The organism is Deltaproteobacteria bacterium (assembly GCA_016875225.1).
Lineage (GTDB): Bacteria > Myxococcota_A > UBA9160 > SZUA-336 > SZUA-336 > VGRW01.
On the sequence record VGRW01000001.1, the window covers coordinates 109,822 to 130,956 of the forward strand.

At 71.3% G+C, this 21,135-nt stretch carries 23 protein-coding genes; 11 read left to right on the top strand and 12 right to left on the bottom strand.

What is annotated here, in order from left to right; all coding sequences use genetic code 11:
- Nucleotides 1-8: 8 nt before the first annotated feature.
- The 9 genes from FJ108_00560 to FJ108_00600 form a co-directional block, all read right to left on the bottom strand.
- A complete protein-coding gene (locus FJ108_00560) occupies nt 9-290 on the bottom strand; it encodes an exodeoxyribonuclease VII small subunit (GenBank protein MBM4334389.1) in 282 nt (93 codons plus the stop codon).
- On the bottom strand, nt 287-1,510 hold the full coding sequence (gene xseA, locus FJ108_00565; protein MBM4334390.1) for an exodeoxyribonuclease VII large subunit: 1,224 nt from the start codon (nt 1,508-1,510) through the stop codon (nt 287-289). Before xseA ends, FJ108_00560 begins: the two co-directional genes overlap by 4 nt.
- Nucleotides 1,511-1,670: 160 nt before the next feature.
- Nucleotides 1,671-3,116: a S41 family peptidase gene (locus tag FJ108_00570; GenBank protein ID MBM4334391.1), complete on the bottom strand. Its 1,446-nt coding sequence runs from the start codon at nt 3,114-3,116 to the stop codon at nt 1,671-1,673.
- 21 nt (nt 3,117-3,137) lie between these two features.
- Entirely contained in the window at nt 3,138-4,304 is a 1,167-nt protein-coding gene (locus FJ108_00575) for a hypothetical protein (protein MBM4334392.1), read from the bottom strand.
- The gene (locus tag FJ108_00580) at nt 4,301-5,221 is read right to left on the bottom strand and encodes a hypothetical protein (protein MBM4334393.1); all 921 of its coding nucleotides are present in this window, start codon (nt 5,219-5,221) and stop codon (nt 4,301-4,303) included. The genes FJ108_00575 and FJ108_00580 overlap by 4 nt, the downstream gene beginning before the upstream one ends.
- The gene (gene ftsE, locus FJ108_00585) at nt 5,218-5,928 is read right to left on the bottom strand and encodes a cell division ATP-binding protein FtsE (protein MBM4334394.1); all 711 of its coding nucleotides are present in this window, start codon (nt 5,926-5,928) and stop codon (nt 5,218-5,220) included. Before ftsE ends, FJ108_00580 begins: the two co-directional genes overlap by 4 nt.
- Nucleotides 5,929-5,969: 41 nt before the next feature.
- Nucleotides 5,970-6,353, bottom strand: a complete 384-nt coding sequence (locus FJ108_00590; GenBank protein MBM4334395.1) for a hypothetical protein — start codon at nt 6,351-6,353, stop codon at nt 5,970-5,972.
- A 147-nt stretch (nt 6,354-6,500) separates the two neighbouring features.
- Nucleotides 6,501-7,160 (bottom strand): lamin tail domain-containing protein, encoded by a 660-nt coding sequence (locus tag FJ108_00595; GenBank protein ID MBM4334396.1) that lies wholly within the window; start codon nt 7,158-7,160, stop codon nt 6,501-6,503.
- Nucleotides 7,161-7,171: 11 nt separating this feature from the next.
- Nucleotides 7,172-8,791: a hypothetical protein gene (locus FJ108_00600; GenBank protein MBM4334397.1), complete on the bottom strand. Its 1,620-nt coding sequence runs from the start codon at nt 8,789-8,791 to the stop codon at nt 7,172-7,174.
- On the opposite strand from FJ108_00600, the gene FJ108_00605 reads away from it, so the two are divergent.
- From FJ108_00605 to cofE, 4 genes are read left to right on the top strand one after another with little or no spacing between them, the layout of a single operon-like run.
- Nucleotides 8,780-9,322 (top strand): DUF4124 domain-containing protein, encoded by a 543-nt coding sequence (locus tag FJ108_00605; GenBank protein MBM4334398.1) that lies wholly within the window; start codon nt 8,780-8,782, stop codon nt 9,320-9,322. The two genes, FJ108_00600 and FJ108_00605, sit on opposite strands and share 12 nt — an antisense overlap.
- Nucleotides 9,323-9,329: 7 nt before the next feature.
- Nucleotides 9,330-10,271: a 2-phospho-L-lactate transferase gene (locus tag FJ108_00610; protein ID MBM4334399.1), complete on the top strand. Its 942-nt coding sequence runs from the start codon at nt 9,330-9,332 to the stop codon at nt 10,269-10,271.
- On the top strand, nt 10,268-10,906 hold the full coding sequence (gene cofC / locus FJ108_00615) for a 2-phospho-L-lactate guanylyltransferase (GenBank protein MBM4334400.1): 639 nt from the start codon (nt 10,268-10,270) through the stop codon (nt 10,904-10,906). The genes FJ108_00610 and cofC overlap by 4 nt, the downstream gene beginning before the upstream one ends.
- The gene (gene cofE, locus FJ108_00620; GenBank protein ID MBM4334401.1) at nt 10,903-11,622 is read left to right on the top strand and encodes a coenzyme F420-0:L-glutamate ligase; all 720 of its coding nucleotides are present in this window, start codon (nt 10,903-10,905) and stop codon (nt 11,620-11,622) included. The genes cofC and cofE overlap by 4 nt, the downstream gene beginning before the upstream one ends.
- On the opposite strand, the gene FJ108_00625 is transcribed toward cofE, so the two are convergent.
- On the bottom strand, nt 11,619-12,320 hold the full coding sequence (locus tag FJ108_00625) for a YihA family ribosome biogenesis GTP-binding protein (GenBank protein ID MBM4334402.1): 702 nt from the start codon (nt 12,318-12,320) through the stop codon (nt 11,619-11,621). The genes cofE and FJ108_00625 overlap by 4 nt on opposite strands.
- Between FJ108_00625 and FJ108_00630 the strand changes: the two genes are divergently transcribed.
- The 6 genes from FJ108_00630 to FJ108_00655 all read left to right on the top strand — a co-directional run bounded on the left by FJ108_00630 (nt 12,319) and on the right by FJ108_00655 (nt 19,184).
- Nucleotides 12,319-12,738, top strand: coding sequence for a cytochrome c maturation protein CcmE (locus FJ108_00630; protein MBM4334403.1), 420 nt, complete (start codon nt 12,319-12,321; stop codon nt 12,736-12,738). The genes FJ108_00625 and FJ108_00630 overlap by 2 nt on opposite strands.
- Nucleotides 12,739-12,772: 34 nt before the next feature.
- Nucleotides 12,773-14,752 carry a heme lyase CcmF/NrfE family subunit gene (locus FJ108_00635; GenBank protein MBM4334404.1) on the top strand — a complete coding sequence of 660 codons (1,980 nt, stop codon included), beginning with the start codon at nt 12,773-12,775 and terminating at the stop codon, nt 14,750-14,752.
- Between the two features lie 379 nt (nt 14,753-15,131).
- Nucleotides 15,132-16,652, top strand: coding sequence for an ABC transporter ATP-binding protein (locus FJ108_00640; protein MBM4334405.1), 1,521 nt, complete (start codon nt 15,132-15,134; stop codon nt 16,650-16,652).
- Nucleotides 16,475-17,320, top strand: a complete 846-nt coding sequence (locus FJ108_00645) for a hypothetical protein (GenBank protein MBM4334406.1) — start codon at nt 16,475-16,477, stop codon at nt 17,318-17,320. The genes FJ108_00640 and FJ108_00645 overlap by 178 nt, the downstream gene beginning before the upstream one ends.
- Complete coding sequence (locus FJ108_00650; GenBank protein MBM4334407.1) at nt 17,038-18,072, top strand: hypothetical protein; 1,035 nt, start codon at nt 17,038-17,040, stop codon at nt 18,070-18,072. Before FJ108_00645 ends, FJ108_00650 begins: the two co-directional genes overlap by 283 nt.
- Before the next feature lie 620 nt (nt 18,073-18,692).
- Complete coding sequence (locus FJ108_00655) at nt 18,693-19,184, top strand: hypothetical protein (protein MBM4334408.1); 492 nt, start codon at nt 18,693-18,695, stop codon at nt 19,182-19,184.
- Here FJ108_00655 and FJ108_00660 read toward each other — a convergent pair.
- Nucleotides 19,181-19,993: a hypothetical protein gene (locus FJ108_00660; protein MBM4334409.1), complete on the bottom strand. Its 813-nt coding sequence runs from the start codon at nt 19,991-19,993 to the stop codon at nt 19,181-19,183. The two genes, FJ108_00655 and FJ108_00660, sit on opposite strands and share 4 nt — an antisense overlap.
- An 85-nt stretch (nt 19,994-20,078) precedes the next feature.
- Nucleotides 20,079-20,702 carry a hypothetical protein gene (locus tag FJ108_00665; protein MBM4334410.1) on the bottom strand — a complete coding sequence of 208 codons (624 nt, stop codon included), beginning with the start codon at nt 20,700-20,702 and terminating at the stop codon, nt 20,079-20,081.
- Between the two features lie 279 nt (nt 20,703-20,981).
- Between FJ108_00665 and FJ108_00670 the strand changes: the two genes are divergently transcribed.
- On the top strand, nt 20,982-21,135 hold a 154-nt coding region (locus FJ108_00670), incomplete at its 3' end, for an IS3 family transposase (GenBank protein MBM4334411.1).

Genomic DNA, 21,135 nt, shown 5'->3' on the forward strand with positions numbered 1-21,135 from the left:
CTCGTCCCTCACTCGTCGTCCCCGAGCTCGAGCTCGCGCTCCACCGTCTCGCCGGCGACCGCTTCGAGCTTCGAGATGCGCAGCTCCGCGGCCTCGAGCCGCGCCGAGCAGAGCTTCGCGAGCGCCACGCCCTCCTCGAAGGTGCCGAGCGCCTGCTCGAGGTCGAGCTCGCCGATCTCGAGCTTGTGCACGAGTGACTCGAGCTGCGCGAGCGCCTGCTCGAAGCGCGGCTCGGCGACTCCAGTATCGGGCTCGCCGGCTTCCTTGCTTCGCGCGCGGCGCGGGGTCATCCGTCCTCCAGGGACTCGCGTACCGTGGCGCGGAGCCGGCCGCGGGCGAGCCTCACCAGGATACTCTCACCGGCCGGCGCCTGGCGCGCGTCGCGCAGGATCGCGCCGTCGGACTCGCGGGTCGCCAGGGCAAAGCCGCGCCCGAGCACCGCGAGCGGCGAGAGCGCGTCGAGCCGGCCCGCCAGTGCCGCGAGCCGGGCGCCGGCCCGTTCGTGCGCGCGGGCCGCGGCGGCCGAGAGGCGCAGGCGCAGCTCGCGCAGCCGCAGAGCGCTCTCGCGCAGACGGAGCGCGGGGTGGATCAGACCGCGGCGCAGCGCCAAGAGCCGGTGCGAGAGCTCGCGCAGCAGAGCGCGCACGCTTCTGGCCATGCGCAGCTCGAGCTCGTCGACCCGCTGCAGCAGCTGCGCGGCGTCGGGCGCGACGAGCGCCGCTGCGGCGGTCGGCGTGGCCGCGCGAGCGTCTGCGACGAGATCGCAGAGCACCCAGTCGCTCTCGTGGCCGATCGCCGAGACGACCGGGGTCGCAAGCTCGAAGACCGCGCGCACGAGCTCTTCGCGGTTGAAGTTCCAGAGATCCTCGAGCGATCCGCCGCCGCGCGCGAGCACGATCACCTCGACGCTCGGGTCGGCGTCGAGCAGGTGCAGCCCGCGCACGATCTCGCGCCAGGCTCCCTCGCCCTGCACGCGCGCGTCCCAGACCACGACCTCGCTTGCGGGAAAGCGCGCGCGCAGCGCGCGCAGGAAGTCGTGGATCACCGCTCCCTGGATCGACGTCACGAGACCGATGCGCCGGGGCAGGAACGGCAGCGGCCGCTTGTGCTCGGCGTCGAAGAGGCCTTCCGCGGCCAGCCGCGCCTTGAGCTTCTCGAACGCGGCGCGAAGCGCGCCCTCGCCGGCGGGGCGCAGCTCCGAGAGCACGAGCTGCAGGCTGCCCCGCTCCGCGTACAGGTCGACCCGGCCGCGCGCCTGCACGAGCATCCCGTCGCGCGGCTCGAAGTCGATCGCGCTCGCCGCGCCGCGGAACATCACCGCGCGAAGCAGCGCGCCCTCGTCCTTCAGATCGAAGTAGAGGTGCCCCGGCCGCGAGCGGAAGAGCGAGGCGATCTCGCCCTCGACCAAGACCTCGCCAAACGCTTCGCGAAGCGTGCCGCGCAGGAGCTCGACGAGCTCCGAAACCTGGAGCGCGGGTGCGCCCTTGGCGTCGCCTGGCTTCGAGACCATCCCGGGACGGTACCGGAACTCGGAGGGCGAGGCCTCGGCGGGCCTCGGCGGCCGCACCGGGTCTCCTCGGGGGTCCCCTCGGGAGGACCCTCGACCCTCCTCGTCGACGCCGGCGCGGCCGCCGAGGCCGCGGACGCTGGTCGGAGTCAGAGGAAGATCGTCAGGCGCCGCCTTCGGAGGTGAGTTTGGAGAAGATGGTCCAGCTCTTGAGGAGCTCGACGGCTCGGGTCAGCTGCCGGTCGATGCCGAGCTGCTGCTGGAAGCGCGCTTCCTTTGCCTCTTCGGTATTGGCGGGCTCGCCCTCCGGCTCTGCGATCGGCTCGGGAATCGGCGCGGTTTCCTTTGCTCCGGCGCCTGCACCGGGCTTGTTCTCGAAGTGACCCTCGAGGTCGACCTCGCCGGTGGAGCGGCGGCGCTCCTGGGTTCGGGACTCCTGCGCCGCGGTGAGCTCCGCCTCGCTGAACGGCTCGACCAGGACGTCGGGCTGCACGCGCACCTCCTGGATCGAGCGGCCGCTCGGCAGGTAGTAGAGCGCCGTGGTCAGGCGCAGGCCCGACCCGTCTTCCAGCGGGATGATGGTCTGCACCGAGCCCTTGCCGAAGGTCTGCGAGCCGAGCAGGAGCGCGCGCTTGTGGTCCTGGAGCGCGCCCGAGACGATCTCCGAGGCCGACGCGCTGCCGCCGTTCACGAGCACGATCATCGGGTACTCGCCCTCGGTGCCCTCGCGCTTGGCGTGCCACTCCATGCGATTGCCGCCGCTGCGCCCCTCGGAGAAGACGATCAGGCCACTCTCGAGCCAGACGTCGCCGACCTTGACGGCCTGATCGAGCAGCCCGCCCGGATTGTCGCGCAGGTCGAGCACGAGCCCGCGCAGCGGCCCACCCGCCTTCGCGTGCGCCAGCTTCAGCGCGTCCTGCAGGTCTTCGGCGGTGCGCTCCTGGAACTGCGAGATGCGCACGTACGGGAGATCCTTCTCGATCATGTGCAGCTGCACGCTCGAGACCCGGATCGACGCGCGCTTGATGATGAACGGCTTGGGCTGGTTCCAGCCCGAGCGCAGGATCTGGATCATGATCTTGGTGCCGCGCGGGCCGCGCATCATCTTCACGGCCTCGAGCAGGTTCATGTCCTGCGTGCCCTTGCACGACTTCTCGGTGGCATCGGGGCAGACCGCGACGATCTGGTCCTTGGCCTGCAGACCGGCGAGCGCCGCGGGCGTGCCGTCGATCGGAGCGACCACGGTCACGAAGCCGTCGCCCTTCTCGCCGTCGCCCTTGGTGATCTCGATGCCGAGGCCCTCGAACTCACCCTTCGTGTCGCGCTGCATCTCCTTGTACAGATCGCGCGAGAGGTACGAGGTGTGGGGATCGAGCGTGTCGAGCATTCCCTTCAGCGCGCCTTCGACGAGCTGGTGCTCGTCGACGTCCTTCACGTAGTGCTGCCGCACCAGGTGCAGGACGTTCGTCAGCAGCGAGAGATCCTCGTAGCTCGGCCCGGTCGGGCTCGAGCGCAGCGACTGCGCGCCGCCCGCGACCAGCGCCGCCAGCAGCGCGAGCGGGGCCGCGATCCGGATCATCTTGCCGAGTGCGCTTCGTTTCGTGCTCATGGATGCCTTCCTCGGTGGAGCTCATTTCCCTAGCCAGAGCGCCGGGTCGACGGCCTTTCCGTCGTGTCGAATCTCGAAGTAAAGCCCGGGTCCGGACGCCGATCCAGTCTCGCCCACCGATCCGATCGGCTGGCCGAGCGCGACACTGTCGCCGGCCGCTACGTGGACCGCGTCCAGATAGCCCGAAACCGACAGATCGCCAGAACCGTGGTCCACGATCACCATCTGGCCGTAGCCCCGGAACCAGCCGGCGAAGAGCACGCGGCCCGGACCGACCGCCAGGACCGGAGCGCCGGCCGGGGCCTCGATCTCGATCCCGGTGCGAAGCGTCTTGGTCTGGAACTCCGGATCGATCTGCCGGCCGAAGCCCGCGCGCGTGCGACCGGCGACCGGCCGGGACGTCTGGCCGCGGACCAGACCCGACCCGATCCCGGGCGCGAGACCCGGGCTCCGCGAGGCCGGCGCGCCGGGCTCGCTCTTCGGCAGACGCCGGATCGCGTCCTCGAGCCGGCCGGCGGCCTCGCGCAGCTCGGCCGCGGCCTTCTCCTCGCGCTCGGCTCGCGTGCGCAGCAGCCCGACCATGTTGCGGCGCTCGACCAGGCGCGATCGCGCGCGCTCCTCGCGCGCCAGCGCCTCGCGCCGCGCGTCGGACGCCTCGCGGAGCAGCAGCTCGCCCTCGCGTCGCCTCGCCTCGAACTCGGCTCGCTCGCGCTCGTGGCGGGCGAACAGCGCGCGGTCCTGCGCGAGGATCCGCGCCATCCCCTCGCGGCGGCGCGCGAAGCTCGCGAAGTCGCCGGCGGACCACATCGAGGCGATGCCCCCCGTCGCGTTCCACTTGTAGAGCGCGACCAGCCTCTGCTCGAGCGCGCGGTCGGTCGCGGCGAGCGCGGCCGCGGCCTTCTTCGCGCCGTCGCGCGCGAGACCGAGCTCGCGTGTCGCTTCGCGCTCCCGCTCGCGCAGGAGCGCGGCGCCGCGCCGCGTCTCGACGAGCTCGCGGTCGACCGCCTCGATCTCGCCGAGGTAGCCCTCGGCTTCCGCGCCGAGCTCGCGCGCGCGCGCCTCGCGCTCCTCGATCTCCTTGCGCAGGCTCTCGAGCCGTTGTCCGGGGTCCGCGGCTCCGGCGGAGGTGGCGCCACAGATCGCGACGAGCGCCGCCGCGAGCGCCGCGACCCGCGCGAGTCCGGTCACGGGCGGTCCTCGAGGCTGAACAGCGACATCAGCGCGCCGCCCAGCCCGAGCAGGACGCCCAGAGCCACCAGACCGGCCGCCTCGAGCGAGCCGAAGAAGACCAGCGTCTGCGCGCCGACCAGCCAGGCGAGCGCGTCGCCGAGAAGCGGCATGCCCAGCGCGTGCAGGAGCCAGAGCAGCGCGAGCGCCGCGAGCGCGGCGAGCCCGCCCTGAAGCGCGCCCTCCAGATAGAACGGAAGTCGCACGAACAGGCCACCCGCGCCGACGAGCCGCTGGATCTGGATCTCGTCTGCGCGCGCGTGGACCGACAGCCGCACCGTTCCCGCGACGATCGCTCCGAGCACGAGCACGAGGAACGTGCCGAGCCCCACCCCGAGCCAGTCGATCATGCGCACGACGCGCGCGTAGCCCTCGACCCAGGCCTCGCCGAAGCGCACCTCACTCACGCCGGGGACGGCGGAGACCGCCGCGGCGAGCGCGCGTAGCTCGGTCGGATCGCGCCGGTCGGCCGCGATCACGAGCTCGAAGGACGCCGGCAGCGGGTTCTTCGCCATTCCGTCGAGAACGCTCGCGTCCTCGCCGAGATCGCCGCGGAGCCGCGCCATCGCCTCGTCGGGCGTCACGTAGCGCGAGTCCGACACGCCCGGGAGCGCGCGCAGGCGCGAGCCGAGCGCCTCGATCTCACCCGGCGCAGCCGACGCGCCGATCGAGGAGAACGCGACCAGACGGAAATCCGCGCCGACGCGGTCGAGCACGCCGCGCAGGTTCGCGGCGATCAGCAGGTAGGTGCCGAGCACGAGCAGCCCTGCCGCCATCGTCGCAACCGAGAGCCCGAAGACCAGCGGCCGCTCGCGCGCGCCGCGCAGCCCCGAGCGCAGCGATGCGGCAAGCCGGCGCAGCGAGCGGACGTCGATCAACTTCGCGTCGCTCCGAGTCCGCGCGCGCCCACGCCGTAGGTCTCGGGCGCGCGGTCCGCGACCAGCCGCCCCGCTTCGAGCACGATCCGGCGATGGCGGTAGCGCTCGAGCAGCGTCGGATCGTGCGTGGCGACGATCACGGTGGTTCCGCGCGCGTGCGCGTCGGCGATGATGTCCATGATGTCGAGCGCGAGCTCGGGGTCGAGATTTCCGGTCGGCTCGTCGGCCAGGAGCAGCGGGGGATCGTTCACGAGCGCGCGCGCGATCGCCACGCGCTGCTGCTCGCCGCCCGAGAGCGTGCGCGGGCGATGGTCGATCCGGTGCCCCAGGCCCAGACGTTTCAGCAGGCTCCAGACGCGGGTGCGGATCTCGCGTTTGGCGGTGCCCGCGATCTCGAGCGCGATCGCCACGTTCTCGAAGACCGTCCGCTCGGGCAGGAGCTTGAAGTCCTGGAAGATCACGCCGATCTGCCGCCGCAGCACCGGCACCTGCGCGGCCCGGATCCGCGTGATGTTCCGGCCCGCGACGAGGATCTGTCCGGCGCTCGGCTGCTCCGCGCCGAAGAGCAGCCGCAAGAGCGACGTCTTGCCGGCTCCGCTCGAGCCGGTCAGGAAGGCGAACTCGCCTCGTTCGAGCGTGAGCGAGATGTCGCGCAGGCCGTACGCCCCGCCCGCGTAGCGCAGGTCGACGTGGTACATCTGGATCATGCTCGCCTCAGCTCCTGGAGGGGAGGCGAAGCCGGGTGGTTCTAGCGCCCGGCGAGATGCGCGAGGATCACTTCGTCGAGCGAGCGGCGCGAGATCAGACCGGCGCCGAACTCCGCCGCGCGCTTGGCGACCACCGGCGGGCGGGTCTGCGCGTCGGCGGAAGCGACCCCGATCCGCTCGTCGAGCTTGCCGGACTTCAGCGCCTGCACCATCGCGCCGTGCTGCGCCTCCATGAGCTGGCGCACGACCGACTCGCGGTCGGCGTCGCCGAGCTGATCCGCGTAGCTGGTCTTCTTCGAGAACAGAATCGCTCCGCCGCGGTACAGCAGCGTGACGATGCTCGGGCTCTCGGTTCCGCCGTCCTCGGTCTGGACGTGAAAGATCTGCCCGCTGTAGCGGATGTTCGTGTTGAAGCCGCCGACCATCGCCTCTCTCACCCCTCCGCGGCCGATTGTGCGAGACGCATCCCGGCCCCGCAACGTATCGGCGCCGCGCCCGCGCACCCGAAGTGCGCCCGAAGAGGGGTGGCCCGGAGTCGGAAGAGCTCCGGACCACCCCAGGGAGGGGCGGTCCTACCCGACCGCCGAGGGGGGACGCGAGTGCCTCGAGCGCGCGAGGCCGAGCCCGCAGGCGAAGAGCAGAAGCGGCGCGACGGCGACCGGCTCCGGCAGCGCGAGCGGACCGCTGCCCGGCGTCGGGCTGTCGAAGAGCGCGAAGTCCGCCGAGTTGTCGTTGCTGTCGACGTTGGCGTAGATGCGCGCGAGGCTCTGCCCGGGCGCACCGTCGGGGGCGGGGCTGCCCTCGCCCGCGAAGATCTCCGCCGCGCCGAACACGCCGTAGCCGAGCGAATCGAGCAGCTCGCCGAGCGCGTTTCTGAGCACGATCGAGTCGGGGCCGTTCTGGAAGTCGAAGTTGGCGAGCAGGTCGGCGTTGGCGACGAGCGTCGTGCCGGCGTCGGAATCCGCCACGACGAAGAAGCCGTCCGCAGGGATCGCGCCTGACAGCGTGACGATCGGGCCGATCGCGCCATCCGCGCCATTCACACCCTCGATCCGCCAGCCCTCGAGCGACGTGCCGGGCACGCCCCAGAGCTCGACGAAGATCGTGCCGTTGTCGCTGCCGACCGCGTCGTAGAGCAGCTCGCTGATCTGGACCGCCCCGGACGGCGATGCGAGCAGAGAGCCGGCCGCGAGCACCGCGGCCACGACCCCCTTCGTTCGAATCCGATTCATCAGGGTTCCCTTCATTCGTGGAGGGGTGAGTTCGAATCGAGGCGCGAGAACGCGCCGCCGCTCCAGGCATCGAGCTGCGCGGCGATCTCGGCCGCGTCGAGCTCGAGCGCCGCGCGCTTCGCCTCGTCCTCGCCCCCGAGCGAGTCGAGCTCCGCCAGCAGCCGGAGCCTTTGGAAGTACAGATGGTTCACGCGCTCCAGCACCTGGTCGCGAAGCGTGACCAGGCTGCGGCGCTCGCGGGAGATCGCAAGCGCATCGTCCGGCGATGCGAGCTCGGAGAGCTTCCAGACCAGCGAGACGCCGACGTCGTAGCCGTGGTTGCGACGGTTGTCCGAGTCGAAGAGCTGCGCGTGGACGCCCGACGTGAAGACCTGGTCGTGGTCGACGCCGCGCGAGGTGTCCCGGTCGTAGAAGAGCGAGGCGCTGAGCGCCGGCAGCAGCGCGCCGCGGCGAGCGCGCGACTCGATCTCGACCAGGCGCTGCGGCGACAGCTCGAGATACGCGAGCGCCGCGCGCTGGAGCTGCTGGATCTGCGACGACCGAGCTCGTCTGGGCGCGATGCGCAGGTTCCGCTCGGACTCCGACTCGCGCCGACCCGCGGCCAGAGCGAACGACGCGATCCCGCGCTCGGTCGCGACGAGAAGATCGCCGCGGTCGACGGCCAGGCCGACGGCGGGAATCGCGAGCTGTTGCCTTCCCGCGCCGGCGATCGGCTCGCCGCCCGCGAAGGCCTGCAGCCCCCCCTCCCCCGCCACGAAGACGCGCTCGCCCGCGGCGGCGAGCGCGAAGAGCCGGCCGACGCCGAGCTCGATCCGGCTGGCCTCGGCCGCGCCGAGTCTCCAGATTCCGGCGGGTACACAGAGAAGCGTCGCAGCCGCGGTTTCGACCGCGCCGCAGAGCTCCCACCAGCCCTCCTCGAGGCCACCTACGCGGCGCGCGAACCCGCGCGCGTCCGAGCCCGACCAGAGCGCTCCGTCGGCCGCGACCCAGAGCGTCTCGCCCGCGCTCGCGACCCCGGTCACCTCTCCCGACGGGATCGACAGCTCGCGAACGAAATCGGCCGTTCCCGCGCTGCGCCGGTACAGTCCGGTCGCGCTCGCGACCCAGGCGGTGCCGCGTGCGTCGATCGCGACGGCGCGCGCCTCGGCGCCGGCTCCGAGAGACAGCTCGCGCGCGTCTCCGCGCTCGGCGCTCCACTCGAAGAGCCTTCCGCCGCTCGCGACGAGCGCGCCCGCGTCGGTCGGCGCGAGATCGCGCACGTCCTCGCGAGCCAGCACGAGCCGCCAGCTGCGCGATGCTCCGCGCCGCTCGTAGAGCCCGGAGTCGGTGCCGAGCAGAAGCGCGCCCGGACGCGCGACCAGCTTCGTCGGCGCGGCGGGCGGCGCGGCGTCGTCCCAGCGCGGCAGAAGCGAATCGGGAAGCGCCAGAGCCAGCAGGACTGCGAGGGTCGCGGACATGCCGAGCGCCATCGCAAGGCGCGTGCCGTCGTGCGCGGCCTCGCGAAGCGGTCGGATCCGCGTCGGCGCGACGCGATGTGAACCGCTCGCGGGGCTGCCGTGGCGCGCGCTCCACGCGCGCGCTCGGTTGATCGCCCCTGGGTCGGGCCGTAGAATCCGCGCGTGCTGCGCCACGCCCTCCGACTGCTGCTCGCGCTGGCTCTCTGCCTCGCGGCGCAGAGCAGCCGCGCGGACGTGTATCGCTGGGTCGACGAGCTCGGCGTGACTCACTACACGACGGATCCCGAGACGATTCCCCGCCGCCATCGCGACAGCGCCCACGCGATCGTCGCGCGGCCGAGCCGCAGGCCGGGGCCGCGCATCTCGAACGCGCCGAGCCGAGCCGCCACTCCGCTCCCGAGTGCGCCCGAGCCGGCTTCGCCCGAGCCTGCCGCCCGCGCGACTCCGCCCGCCCCGTCGGGCCCGCCGGTCTTTCCCGGGCCGCCGCTCGCGCCGGCGCTCGCGCCCGGCGATCCGCGCGCGGCGGAGCTCGCCGACCTCGAAGCGCGGATCGCGACCGACCGCGAGACGCTGCGACAGCTGATCTCGACCAAGCGCTGGGACAGCGCCGAGCTCGCGTCGGATCCGGGCGTGCGCGAGATCGCCGAGCGGCTGCCGCGGCTGCAGGCCGAGCTCGAGGCGCTGCGCGCGGAGACGGTGCCCTAAGGCGCGCATGAGCCGCCGCGTCGTCGCGCTCGCCGGTGGGGTCGGTGCCGCCCGCTTTCTCTCGGGACTCGTCCGCGTGCTGCCGCCGGAGGAGCTCACCGTGATCGTCAACACCGGCGACGACCGCGACTTCTTCGGCCTGCGCGTGTGTCCGGATCTCGACATCGTCACCTACACCCTCGCGGGCGTGGTCGACCCGGAGACCGGCTGGGGATTCCGCTCCGACACCACTGCGTGTCTGGACGCGCTGCGCCGGCTGCGCGGCGACGTCTGGTTCAGGCTCGGTGATCGCGACCTGGCCACGCACATCCATCGCAGCGAGCGCCTGCGGGGCGGGATCGGGCTCGCGCAGGTGACGCGCGAGCTCGCGAGCGCCTTTGGCGTGACCGCGGAGCTGCTGCCGATGACCGAGGGCGACGCGCCGACGCGCGTGGTGCGCGCGGACGGGACGCGCTGCGACTTCGAGGAGTACATGGTCCGGGACCGCGCGCCCGACGACCTGTCCGAAGTCGATCTCTCGGCCGCCGCCGCCTGCGCGCCGGGACCGGGCGTGCTCGAGGCGCTCGCCCGCGCCGAGACCGTGATCGTCTGCCCGTCGAATCCGGTCGTCTCGATCGGCACGATCCTGGCGCTTCCGGGGGTGCGGGACCTGCTCGAGGCGCGACACGACGCGGTGTCGATCTCGCCGCTCGTCGGGGGCGCGCCGGTGAAGGGCCCCGCCGATCGCCTGCTGCGCGCGGTCGGCGCCGAGGTCTCCTCGGCGGGCGTGGCAAAGCTGTACCGCTCGTTCTGCCGCGGAATGGTGATCGACCGGCGCGACGCGCACGAGCGAGACGCGATCCTGCGCCTGGGCCTGGACGTCCGGGTCGAGGAGACGCTCATGCGCACGCCCGAGATCGCGGCAGACCTGGCGCGAAGCGTCCTCGAGCTCGCGGGAGCGCGCTCTTGAGGGTGGCCGCGGCGGTGCCGGTGAAGGACTTCTCGCGCGCGAAGCGACGTCTGCGCTCGCGCTTCGACGACGCGTCGGTCGAGCGGATCCTGCGCGCTCTGGTCGCGGACGTGCTCGGAGCGCTTTCCGACGCCGAACGCGTCGAGCGCGTCTTCGTGCTGACCGACGACGCCGCGGTCGCCGACGCGGCGCGCGCGAGCGGCGCGGAGGTCATGCTGCGCGTGCCCGATCCCGGACTGAACGAGGCGATCGACGCGGCCGCGTCCGAGTGCGCGGCCGCAGGGTACGACGCGCTGCTGGTCTCGCTCGGCGACCTTCCGCTTCTGCGCGGCCGCGACGTAGACGAGGTGGTCGCCGCGGGCGAGCGTGCGCCGGTCGTGATCGCACCCGCCGCCGACGGCGGGACGGCGCTGCTGCTGCGCCGGCCGCCGCTGGTGATTCCCGCGCGCTTCGGGCCGGAGAGCTGCGCCGCGCACGAGGCCGCGGCGCGCGAGCGAGGGGTCGGCGCCATCGTGCTCGGCTCGCTCGCGCAGAGCGCGCGCACCGATCTCGACACACCCGAGGACGCCGAGCGGCTGGCGACCTCCAACAGCGCCGGCCGCACCGCCGCGCTGCTCCGGGAGCTGCTGCGATGACGTCGATTCGACTGACCGCGCTCGAAGGCCTGCCCGAGATCCCGATCGGCGACGACCTGCCGGCGCGGCTGGCCGCGCTCGTCCCGCCCGGCCCGGGAATCCTGGTCGTGGCGCAGAAGATCGTCTCGAAGGCCGAGGGTCGGATCGTGCGCCTGTCAGAGATCTCGCCGTCGCCGCGCGCGCTCGAGCTCGCGCGCGAGCTCGGCAAGGAGCCGCGGCACACGGAGCTGGTGCTGCGCGAGTCGAAGCGCGTGGTGCGCACCGCGCCGGGCGTGCTGATCACCGAGACGAAGCACGGGCTGATCTGCGCGAACTCCGGCGTCGACCTATCGAACGCGCCGGGCGACGACCTGGCCGTGCTGCTCCCGCTCGATCCCGACGCCAGCGCCGAGCGGATCCGGGCGGCGCTCGGGCCATCGCGCGCCGTGATCATCAGCGACACGTTCGGGCGTCCCTGGCGCGAGGGCCTGGTCGACGTCGCGATCGGCGTCGCCGGCCTCGCGCCGCTTCGCGACTACATCGGCCAGACCGACCGCGCCGGGCGCGAGCTGCAGGTGACCGTGATGGCGCGCGCCGACCAGATCGCGGCGGCCGCCGGGCTGCTGATGGAGAAGGACAAGGGCCAGCCCGCGGTCTGGGTCGAGGGCGTCGCGATCGAAGGGCGCGGGAGCCTGCGCGATCTGCTCCGAGATCCCGCGCGCGACCTGTTCCGCTAGAGCGGCCCGCCGTCCGGGCGGCGGAACTCGAGGCCGCTCCACTCGAGCAGCCACGCGGCGAGCGCGCCGAGCCCCGCTCCGGTCTTCGCCGAGACCGCCGCGACGCGCTCGAGCGGAAGCCCGAGCGACGTCGCCAGCGCGCGGCGCTCGCGCTCGAGCTCGCCCCGGCCGAGCTTGTCGCACTTGGTGAGCACCGCGCGCGCGTCGATTCCCACCTCGCGAAGCCAGACGACGAGCTCGCGTTCCTCGTCCTGCGCGCCGCGGCGCACGTCGACGAGCACGAGCGCGCCGCGCAGCGACTCGCGACCCGCGGCGAGATACGAGTCGACCAGCGGCGCGAAAGCGCGCCGCTCCTGCTTGCTGATCGCCGCGTAGCCGTAGCCCGGCAGGTCGACCAGGTACATGCGCTTCTCGACCAGGTAGAAGTGCACGCGCCGGGTCCGACCGGGAGAGTTGCTGGTCCGCGCCAGGCCTTTGCGCCCGACGAGCTTGTTGATCAGCGTCGACTTGCCGACGTTCGAGCGACCGATGATGGCCACCTCGGGCAGGCCCTCGCTCGGAAACAAGCTCCGGTCTGCGGCATCGATCGCCAGGTCTGCGTCCAAGTCGCGCTCCTCGTGCGCCCGCGATTGACGCTGCTTGGGGCCGAAGTTAGCCTCGCTGCCCATTCCCGCACGGGGCTGCACGGGAGTTCGCATGAGCAAAGGCGTGCAGATTGCGCTCGCAGCGTTCTCGGTTTGCGCCGGGCTCGCGTTGGTGCTGACGCTCGGCTCCTCGGGCGAAGGGACGTTCCGCTACTACTCCGACGTGGGCTCGTTCGTCTCGGCGCCGAGCGCGGAGACCGCCGACCTCGCCGCGCGCGTGCACGGCTTCGTCGTCTCGGGCTCGATATCGAAGGACATGGCCGCGGGCCACGTCGACTTCCATGTCGCCGATCAGGCAGGCGGGCAGGCGCTCGCGGTTCGCTATCAGGGGCTCGACGTGCCGGACCTGTTCAAGGACGGGGCCGAGGTCGTGCTCGAAGGACGCTACGCGTCGGGAACGTTCCTGGCCGACCGCGTGATGGCGAAGTGCCCGTCGAAGTACGAGGCGAAGCCGCCCGGAGAGAGCACCTAGAGCTGCGCGCCGGCGCGCGCGGTCCGGAGTCCGATTGATCGTCACGCTTCTCGTCGCGCTCGGAGGGCTCGCCCTCTACGTCTCCGTGTTCTTCGCCGTCTGGGCGGGAGTGCTCGGCGTGCTCGGTGGACTGCGCCGCAGCCCCGCGCTGGTGGCGAGCGCCGAACGCGGCGCGGTGGCGGTCTTCGTGCTGCTCTCGACTGCCATGATCGGGCTCGAAGCCGCGCTGCTCGGCGACCGCTTCGACCTGGCGTTCGTAGCTTCGATCTCCACGCGCGAGCAGCCGTGGCTGTTCAAGGTCGCGCTCTGGGGCGGTCAGGCCGGCTCGCTCTTGCTCTGGACCTGGATGCTCGGCCTGATGGGCTTCCTCGCCGTCGCGCAGAACCGGCGCCGCAACCGCACGCTCATGCCGTGGGTGATCGCGGTGATGATGCTGAACGTGGTCTTCTTCGCGGCGCTCTGCTCGTTCGTCTCGAATCCGTTCGAAGCGCTGCCGCCCGGCTCGGCCTGGTCGAGCGGCCAGGGCATGAACCCGCTGCTGCAGCACCCCGCGATGATGATCCACCCACCCGTGCTGTACATCGGATTCATCGGCTTCTCGGTTCCGTTCGCGTTCGCCTGCGCGGCGCTGATCACCGGCGAGCTCGGCACGGCCTGGTTCGAGACCACGCGGCGCTGGTCGCTCACCGCGTGGTTCTTCCTCGGCATGGGCCTGATGCTCGGCGGACGCTGGGCGTACGAGGTCCTGGGCTGGGGCGGCTACTGGGCCTGGGATCCGGTCGAGAACTCCTCGCTCATGCCCTGGCTCGCGGGGGGGGCGTTTCTCCACTCGGTGATGATCCAGGAGAAGCGCGGCATGCTGAAGGTCTGGAACTTCGCGCTGATCGGACTGGCCTACACGCTCTGCGTGTTCAGCACGTTCCTCACCCGAAGCGGCGTGGTGCAGTCGGTACACAGCTTCGCCAACGCGGGCTGGTTCGGACAGCTCTTCCTCGGCTACGTGCTGGTTCTGGCGGTGGGCTATGCGGCGCTGCTGGTGAGCCGCGTGCCGGAGCTGCGCAGCCAGACGCGGCTCGACTCGATCGTCTCGCGCGAGGCGTCGTTCCTGCTCAACAACTACGCATTCCTCGCGCTGCTCGTGATCGTGTTCTACGGGACGCTCTTTCCGGTCTTCTCCGAGGCGATCACCGGCGTGCAGGTGCAGATCGGGCCGCCGTTCTTCCAGCGCTACGCGGGTCCGGTCGCGATCTTCCTGCTGTTCCTGACCGGTGTAGGGCCGCTCGTCGCCTGGCGGCGCGCAACCTGGGTGAATCTGCGCAAGAGCTTCGTGTGGCCGGCCGGGCTGTCGCTGCTCGCGGTGGCGTTGCTGCTGGCGTTCGGGATGCGGCGCTTCTACCCGATCGCGTTCCTCACCCTCTGCGTCTTCGTCGCGGCGACGATCTTCGAGGAGTACGCCCGCGCGATCCGCGCGCGAATGGGACGGGGCGAGAATCCACTGGTCGCCATCCATGGGCTGCTCCGGCGCAATCAGCGCCGCTATGGCGGGTACGTCGTGCACCTGGCCGTGATCCTGATGTTCATCGGATTCGCCGGTGCGACGTTCAATCTGGAGGAGACCAAGCTGCTCGCCCCCGGCGAGAGCTGGAGCCTCGGCCGCTACACGCTGGAGTACCGGCAGGTGCGGCCGGTCGATCACCCGCACTACGCCGGCGCGGTCGCGCGGCTCGCGCTGCACGCGGACGGCAAGCCGATCGGAATGCTCCTGCCCGAGAAGCGGATGTACTTCCAGCAGGAGCAGCCGACCACGATCCCGGCGGTCGCCTCGCGTTTCAGCGAGGACTTCTACGTGATCCTCGCCGGGCTGGAGCCGGACCAGAGCGCGGCGCTGAAGGTCTTCATCAATCCGCTGGTGAACTGGATCTGGATCGGCGGGTTCGTTTTCGTGGTCGGAAACACGCTCCTGCTGTGGCCGATGGGGAAGTCCGCGAAGCCCGCGCGAGAGCGGGAGTCTTGATCGCCTTGCGCGCGCTCGGCCTCGTGATCGCCGCGTCGCTGCTCGCCAGCGCACCGGCGCAGGCCGCGCAGATCGGCGGCCGGGTCTCGCACCCGTCGAGCCCGGAAGCCGCAGCGGGTCTGCTCGTGCAGGCGATCGGAATCGACGCGAGCGAGCAGACGATCCTGCGCGAGACCCGGACCGACCCGGACGGCAGGTACGACTTCGACGACCTCCCTGCCCCCGCCGCCTACCTCGTCCGCGCTCGCTACGGCGAGATCGTCTTCCCGGGCGGAAGCGCCGTGTTCCGCCCCGGGGAGCCCGTGAGCCCGCAGACGATCGACTTCGAGATCTTCGACACGTCGAGCGACGCGAGCCGCCTGCGGCTGAAGTCGCTGCAGTGGGTGATCGCGCGCAGCGCGGGCGTCTGGCGCGTGCAGCAGAGCGCCGTGGTCGAGAATCCGGATTCCCGGGTCGTCGTCGTCGAGCCGGACGCGGCGCCGGCCCTGCGCGTCGCGCTCGCGCCGGGTCACGGCGACGTGGAGGGCGTCTTCGGCCGCCTGCCGGAGGGCGTCGTGATCCGCGACGGCGTCGCGGAGATCCGCGGCCCGGTCCTGCCGGGCGCGGAGGGCTTCTCGCTCCAGCTCGCCTACGACCTCGAGACGCGCGAGACCTCGCTCGACACCGTGATCGCGCTTCCCGATGCCGTCGAGGAGCTCGCCGTCTACGTGCAGGACTTCGGCATCGACGTCGATGCGGGCGGCCTGCACCCCGCGCGCCCCACGCGCGAGCAGGACGTGATCTACCAGTCGTTCCTCGGCTTCGAGCTCCCCGCGGGTGGCCGGCTGCCATTTCGAGTGAGCGCCCTGCCGCCTGCCACCGAGCTGCCGCAGCTCGCGCTGGCGCTCGGCGCGGCGCTGCTCGCGGGAGCGCTGCTCTTCTTCGTCGCGCGCCCGCTGGCCATCGCGGGCCGGGGCGCGGGCGCCCGCGCCGGCGACGTCGCAGAGGAGAGCCCCGCGAAGGCCGCGCTCGAGTCGGCGCTCGCCGATCTCGAGCACGACTTCGAGACCGGAAAGCTCTCGCCCGACGATCGCGACCGGCTGCGCGAAGACCTGCGCCGCGAGGCGCTCGCCGCGCTGTTCCGCGAGCGGATGCCGCTCGAGGCCGCGGGCGCGTCCGGATCCGAGCCCGCCGCGCCGGCGCGCGCCTGCGACTGCGGCCGCGTGGCTGGAGCCGCGGACCGCTTCTGCGCGGGCTGCGGGAAGGCGCTTTGAGCGAGGTCGAGCTGCGCGACGTGGGCAAGGACTACGGCCCCATTCGCGCGCTCGATCGGCTCACGCTCTCGCTCGGGCGCGGCAGCCTGGTCTGGCTCGCGGGTGGAAACGGCGCGGGCAAGAGCACGCTGCTGCGAACGCTGGGCTCGCTCACGCGGCCGACACGCGGGAGCGTCGAGCTCTTCGGGCTCGATCCGTTCTCGGCCGGCGGAGCGGCGGTGCGCGGGCGCGTCGGGTTCCTCGGGCAGGATGCCTCGCTCTACGGCGAGCTGACGGTCGCGGAGAATCTGCGCTTCTGCGCGCGGCTGCGCGGAAGCCCCGAGGCAGAGCTACACCGCGTCGCGTCGGAGCTCTCGCTCGAGCCGGTTCTGGACCGGCGCGTGCGGACGCTCTCGCAGGGCTATCGCCGCAGGGCCGGGCTGGCGCGCGCGCTGCTCGGAGCGCCCGAGCTGCTCCTGCTCGACGAGCCCTGGAACGGCCTCGATTCGGAATCGGCCGCGCGGCTCACGCGGCTGGTCGGCCGACTTCGCGACGCGGGCGCGATCGTGGTCGTGGCCGCGCACGAGGCGAGCTTCTCGCTGCCGCGCTTCGATCGCACACTCCGGCTCGTTTCGGGCCGAATCGTCGAAGCCGGATCCGCGGCGTGAACGGTCTCGAAGTCGCCCGCGCGATCCTCGCCAAGGATCTGCTCCTCGACCTGCGCACGCGCGATCGCCTCGGGCACATGGCGGTCTTCGCGCTTCTCGTGGTCGCGATGCTCTCCATCGTCGTGCCCGCGTCGCGGCCGGAGCGGCTCGCCTGGTCCCCGGCGTTGCTGTGGGTGGTGATGCTCTTCACCTCGCTGCTCGGGCTCTCGCGCTCGTTCCAGTCCGAGACGGAAGGCGGAGCGTTCGCGCTTCTCGTCCAGGCGCCGGTCGACCGAGGCTGGGTCTTCCTCGGCAAGGCCTGCGCGAACGCCGTGGCGCTGATCGGCGCCCTGCTCTGGACGGGGCTGCTCTTCACGATCTTCCTGGACGTGGACTGGAGCGGCGCGTGGCTCGCCGCGCTCGGCGCGGGCGTGCTGGGAGCCGTCGGCCTCGCGGCGCTGGGCACGCTGCTCTCCGCGATGTCGGTTGCCGTGCGCTTCCGCGAGTTCCTGCTCCCGGTTCTGCTCTTCCCCTTGGTGCTGCCGGTTCTGGTTCTGGCCTCGAGCCTCACGGCCGCGGCGCTTGCGGAGCGCGCGGCGCCGCCGCTCTGGTGGGCGGTTCTCGCGCTGTACGATTGGGTCTTCGTGCTTCTGGGCTATTTCGTCTTCGACTACGTGCTGGAGGACTGAGCTTGATCTCGGCGCTCGTCGCGCTCTCGGTCGCGCTCGCAGCGGGCTGGCTCGTCTGGGTCTTTTTCGACGTCGAGCGCCGGGCCGACGGCGCGCGGGGAGTCGGCGCGACGACGCTCGCGGCGCTCGCGCTCTGGCTGGGGATGGTCGTCTTCTACGCTCCCATCGAGCAGGTGCAGGGGCTGGTCCAGAAGATCTTCTACGTGCACATCCCGGCGATCATCCCCACCTACCTCGGCTTCACGCTCACAGCTGTGGGCGGGGTCGGCTTCCTGCGCACCCGGCGCGAGAGCTGGGATCAGCTGGCGCTGGGCGGGGCCGAGGTCGGCGTGGTCTTCTGCTCGCTGATGCTGATCGTCGGCCCGATCTGGGCGAAGCCGGTCTGGGGGCACTGGTGGGTCTGGGATCTTCGCCTGACCTCGACGCTGATCCTCTGGTTCATCTACGTCGCCTATCTGTTCCTGCGCGGGCTCGCGTTCGGCAGCGACGCGGCGAGAACCTTCACCTCCGTCTACGGGATCATCGGTACCGCCGCGATTCCGTTCGTGTACTTCGCAGTCGACATCGCTCGGGGCAGCACCATGCACCCGTCGAACCCCGCGCGCGAGGGGCTCCCGACGGAGATGGCCAGGACGGCCGCCGCGGGGCACATCGCGTTCATCGGGGTCTTCGCCTGGCTGGTCGCGCGGCGCATGCAGCTGGCAGCGCTCGAGGCTCGAGAGCTCGAGAGCGCCGCGCGAGGAGACGGCTAGTGGCGTACCTGCTCGCTGCTTACGCGGTCACCGGGGTCGTGCTCGTCGGCTACGGATTGAGGCTGCGCGCCGCACGCCTCGCGCTGATTCGCGGGACGAGACGGCGCAGTTGACAAACAGCTGCGCCCTATAGATAAATCGCGCTGGGCTCAAGACCCCTGCAACCTCCGCGTCCACCCTGAACACCTAGAAGCGCGCAGCTCCCCCTTCCCCTCTCGTTGTCATCCGCGTCAGCGCCGCCCGGCTGCGTGGGGAGCGGCCTTCCACTTCGCGGACACGATGGACATCGAGGACGCAAAGACGTCCTGGGCTCCTTGGAGCGCAATTCCGACGCAGCATCGAGCGTCAATGTCCACGGGGCGAGGCGATCTCGGAATCTGGCTCCGGGTCTGGCACGGAAGTTGGAACGAGACTGGGTGGACGATCGAAATCGACGGGGATCCATCGCTTTGAACTGGCTTCGGTTGATCAGCTTCGGTTGGCTCGGACACACGGCAGAGCCGAAGGCGCTGCCGCCTCGCGAGGCCGAGGCGACGGACTGGACGCGAGCGATGGCTCCGAGAGAGAGCGTTGAGACGGCGGGGCCCGAGGGCCTCGGGAGGGCGAGTCAGATGGCGCGCATGAAGCGTGGCGTGGGCTACTGCGAGAACACCGAGTGCGAGGACTACGCCAAGGGCGTATTCCTGCTCAACCACGGCGACACGTTCTACTGCCCTCGCTGCCGCCAGCTCGGCAAGGTCGAGAAGGAGCGCGGCTTCTACACCGGCAACTCCGACATCTTCAAAGAGGTCCGCGTCGAGTACAACTTCGACCCGATCCACGGGATCTACCGCGAGATCGCGATCGTGCGCGACGAGAGCCTCTGGGGCCGGAACAACGTCTACACGCTGCAGTCGCCGCTGATCAAGACCGAGAAGCGCGCGCTGAAGGTCGCCGAGGCGATCCTCGCCAACCTGAATCGCTACCGCGGCATGCTCTCGGGAGACGACATCCCGCGCACCACCGAGATCATCCTGTCGTTCGACGACGACTTCCCGGAGTTCTCGAAGAAGCTCACCCAGCTCTCGAAGGAGTGGGAAGCGAGCGGCCTGCGGGAGATGACCCCCCGCTAGGGAGCGACCGGCAGGATCGCCCGGCCCTTCTGGCCCGAGATCTGGTAGTCGACCGTTCCGGCGGTCGCGGTTCCGCCCGCGAGCACGGCGGACGAGAGTCGGAGCTTGCTTCGTGAGGCTTCACCGAGGCCGACCAAGCGAAGCGACGAGCTGTCGCGGCGCGCGTCGTACTTCCCGGTGACGGTGTACGCGAACACCGCCCCGGTCTCGAGCTCGACCGTGGCGGTGCCGGTCACGACACCGCGCTCATCGGTCGAAAGCTCGAGGACGAGCTGCCAAGCGGCGGACTCCTCCTCGACCACGAATCCGGAGCTCACCGAGCCGCAGCCGACGCGACTCCCTTCGAAGGACGCGCAGGTCCGCAGCGGACCCTGGCAGTAGAAGCCGCCGGCGATCTCGTCCCGGACGCACCTCGTGCGCTGGGTCACCTGGACGTCGAAGGTCTGGTTCTCCCACCATGAGTAGAACTCTCCGGTGAGTTCCATCGTGAGACGCACCCGCGGATGGCCCGCCGCGCCGGACACCTTGCCGCCGAACGAGCCGGTGAGCGTCCCCTCCACTTCGCCCGAGAACTCGAGCTGCGCGTCGCCGCTGATCACTCCGGAGCCGTCCGTCACAGGCTCTCCGCTCAGGCAGATCGTGATTCCCTCGACGGTCTCGCAGTACGACGCCTGCGCCTCGGCCGGCACGAGGATTCCCGGCTCTGCGGGGAGATCGATCGTGTAGCTGCCGGAAGGCGGATCGGCCGAGGCGCGCAGCGGAGCCGAGAGTGCGAGCACGAGAACCAGGAATGCCGAGCTGCGCGCCACGAGTGATCTCCCCTTCGACTCGGGGCAACGCTTGGCGCGCGCGAGCCCGCTGTCAACGGCGTGTCGGGGGGCCCGCCGCCGAACGCTACGGGTAGCCCGAGAATCCGTAGATGATGATCGCCTCGTCCTGGAACGGATCGGGGTTCCTTGCGCCGCTGAAGAAGTTCGCGGTGTCCGCAGCCGTGTCGCAGAAGGCGCCCCGCAGACAGGTAGAGCCGACGAAGACGACGGGCGCCGGCAGAGGCAGGGTCGCCCGGCCCTTCTGGCCCGCGATCTGGTAGTCGAGAGTCCCGGCCGTGGCAGCGCCGCCCGAGAGCGCGAGCGACGAGAGCCGCAGCTTGCTCCTCGATGCGGCGTCGAGTCCCGCAAGCCGCAGCGACGAGCTGTCGCGGCGCGCGTCGTACTTCCCGGTGACGGTGTACTCGAACACCGATCCCGTCTCGAGATCGACCGTGGCGGTGCCGGTCACGACACCGCTCCCGTCCGTCGCGAGCTCGAGCGAGAGCGTCCAGGGACCGGACTGCTCTTCGACGACGAAGATGCCCCGCTCCGACTCGCAGATCCGCCGGCCCAGGTACGACAGGCAGACCTTCTGCTGGCCGCTGCAGAGGAAGCCGCCGGCCTGCACGTCGCGCACACACTTGGCGCGCAGCGTCGACTCCGCCTCCAACGGCTGGCCCAAGAACCAGAGCTCGCCCGCGAACTCCATGGTCAGGCTCAGGCGCGGCTCGCCTGCCGCGCCGGACACTTTGCCGGAGAAGGCCCCGGCCAGGGCGCCCTCGATATCGCCGCTGAACTCGAGCAGGCCGTCTCCGGCGACCGATCCGGATCCGTCGGTCCAGAGTTCCCCGCTGATGCAGAACGTGAAGCCCTCGATCGACTCGCAGAGAGGCTGCTGGCTCTCGGCCGGAACGACGATCGCCGGCAGCGCGAGTGAGTGAATCGCCCCGGCTTTCCCGGAGGCTCCATTCCTTGAGAGGATGGAGCGATGGGAAGGAAGAGCAAGTTCTCACCTGAGGTCCGGGAGCGATCGGTTCGGCTGGTCTTCGAGCACAAGAGCAAGTACGGCTCGGAGTGGGAGGCGATCGGCTCGATCGCGGCGAAGATCGGTTGCACGGCGGAGACGCTGCGCAAATGGGTTC

What these genes read in the sequence shown, in the direction of transcription:
- FJ108_00560 (MBM4334389.1), bottom strand. Translation starts at nt 290, where the DNA reads ATGACCCCGCGCCGCGCGCGAAGCAAGGAAGCCGGCGAGCCCGATACT.
- xseA (MBM4334390.1), bottom strand. Translation starts at nt 1,510, where the DNA reads ATGGTCTCGAAGCCAGGCGACGCCAAGGGCGCACCCGCGCTCCAGGTT.
- FJ108_00570 (MBM4334391.1), bottom strand. Translation starts at nt 3,116, where the DNA reads ATGAGCACGAAACGAAGCGCACTCGGCAAGATGATCCGGATCGCGGCC.
- ftsE (MBM4334394.1), bottom strand. Translation starts at nt 5,928, where the DNA reads ATGATCCAGATGTACCACGTCGACCTGCGCTACGCGGGCGGGGCGTAC.
- FJ108_00590 (MBM4334395.1), bottom strand. Translation starts at nt 6,353, where the DNA reads ATGGTCGGCGGCTTCAACACGAACATCCGCTACAGCGGGCAGATCTTT.
- FJ108_00595 (MBM4334396.1), bottom strand. Translation starts at nt 7,160, where the DNA reads ATGAATCGGATTCGAACGAAGGGGGTCGTGGCCGCGGTGCTCGCGGCC.
- FJ108_00610 (MBM4334399.1), top strand. Translation starts at nt 9,330, where the DNA reads ATGAGCCGCCGCGTCGTCGCGCTCGCCGGTGGGGTCGGTGCCGCCCGC.
- cofE (MBM4334401.1), top strand. Translation starts at nt 10,903, where the DNA reads ATGACGTCGATTCGACTGACCGCGCTCGAAGGCCTGCCCGAGATCCCG.
- FJ108_00630 (MBM4334403.1), top strand. Translation starts at nt 12,319, where the DNA reads ATGAGCAAAGGCGTGCAGATTGCGCTCGCAGCGTTCTCGGTTTGCGCC.
- FJ108_00625 (MBM4334402.1), bottom strand. Translation starts at nt 12,320, where the DNA reads ATGCGAACTCCCGTGCAGCCCCGTGCGGGAATGGGCAGCGAGGCTAAC.
- FJ108_00655 (MBM4334408.1), top strand. Translation starts at nt 18,693, where the DNA reads ATGAAGCGTGGCGTGGGCTACTGCGAGAACACCGAGTGCGAGGACTAC.
- FJ108_00665 (MBM4334410.1), bottom strand. Translation starts at nt 20,702, where the DNA reads ATGGAGTTCGCGGGCGAGCTCTGGTTCTTGGGCCAGCCGTTGGAGGCG.